Raw genomic sequence first — 1,505 nt, forward strand, 5'->3', positions numbered from 1 at the left:
TGTCCTAATCAGTTCTGGGAGTGGCCATCCGGCACACTCCTGGTGGTGGCCGACCGGCGGGTGAGCACTCGTTTGTCCTGGACGTTGAGTCCTGCTGAGAGACCGTGCGCCCGCCGGTAGGCCGGGAGAGTCGATCGCTGCTGGGATGTCGTGTCCCGCGTGTTCGTGGCGGGAAGCACTGCTTGATTAGGTCGCTGATGGTTCTCCCGCAGGCTGCACAGGATTGATCGGGATCGAGGGCGGGAGGACCGTTGCGGCTGTTCGTAGGGGATGACTGGGCCGAGGACCATCACGACATCGAGCTGATGGACAGCTCGGGTCGCCGGCTGGCCAAGGCCCGGCTGCCCGAGGGCGTGGCGGGGATGGCCCGGTTGCACGCGATGATCGGCGAGCGGCTCGGCGAGACCGACGACGAGGACGTGGAGGTGCTGGTCGGGATCGAGACCGACCGGGGCCCGTGGGTGGCGGCCCTGGTCGCGGCCGGCTACACGGTGCTGGCGGTCAACCCGTTGCAGGCGGCCAGATTCCGGGACCGGCTGGGCGTGTCGGGGGCCAAGAGCGACGCCGGTGACGCGCACGTGCTGGCGGACATGGCCCGCACCCACTCCCACGAGCTGCGGCCGGTCGCCGGGGACAGCGCCGAGGCCGAGGCGGTCAAGGTCGTGGCCCGCATCCACAAGACGCTGATCTGGGAACGCACCCGTCACACCCAGCGGCTGCGGCACGCGCTGCGCGACTACTTCCCCGCCGCGCTGGTCGCGTTCGAGGATCTCGACGCCGCCGACACCCTGGAACTGCTGGCCAAAGCACCCACCCCGGCACGGGCCGCCCGGCTGACGATCGCCCAGATCAGCGGCGCGCTCACACGCGCGCGCCGCAAGAACATCGCCGAGAAAGCCAGCGTGATCCAGGCCGCGCTGCGGGCGGAGCACCTCGGCCAGCCCGAGATCGTGGCGGACGCCTATGCCGCCTCGGTCCAGGCGATCATCGCGGTCCTGACCGTGCTGAACACTCAGGTGAAAACCTTGCAGGGGCAGGTGGAGACCCATTTTGGGCAGCACCCGGCCGCTGAGATCATCCTGTCCCAGCCTGGCCTGGGACTGGTTCTCGGCGCTCGGGTGCTCGCAGAGTTCGGGGACGACCCCGACCGGTACGCCTGTGCCAAGGCCCGCAAGAACTACGCGGGCACGTCGCCGATCACCCGCGCATCTGGCAAGAAGAAGGTCGCTCTGGCCCGGTTCGTCCACAACGACCGGCTGATCGATGCGCTGCTGGCCCAGGCGTTCGCCGCGTTGAAGGCCTCGCCCGGAGCACGGGCCTACTACGACCGGCAGCGCGCCCGCGGGGCCGGGCACAACGCCGCCCTGCGCCAAGTCGCCAACCGACTTGTCGGCATCTTCCACGGATGCCTCAAAACCGGCACCCTCTACGACGAAACGACCGCCTGGTCCCATCACGTCACTTCCGCTGCGGCTTGACATCTACGCTCCTGGGATGTCTCTCAG

1 protein-coding gene is annotated in these 1,505 nt (G+C 69.0%); it reads left to right on the plus strand.

Annotated features, from left to right (window positions below; all coding sequences use genetic code 11):
- The first annotated feature begins 251 nt into the window (after positions 1–251).
- Positions 252–1,478, plus strand: a complete 1,227-nt coding sequence (locus FXN61_RS49375; RefSeq protein ID WP_167980630.1) for an IS110 family RNA-guided transposase — start codon at positions 252–254, stop codon at positions 1,476–1,478.
- Positions 1,479–1,505: the final 27 nt, after the last annotated feature.

Source organism: Lentzea indica (assembly GCF_012184385.1).
GTDB lineage: Bacteria > Actinomycetota > Actinomycetes > Mycobacteriales > Pseudonocardiaceae > Lentzea > Lentzea indica.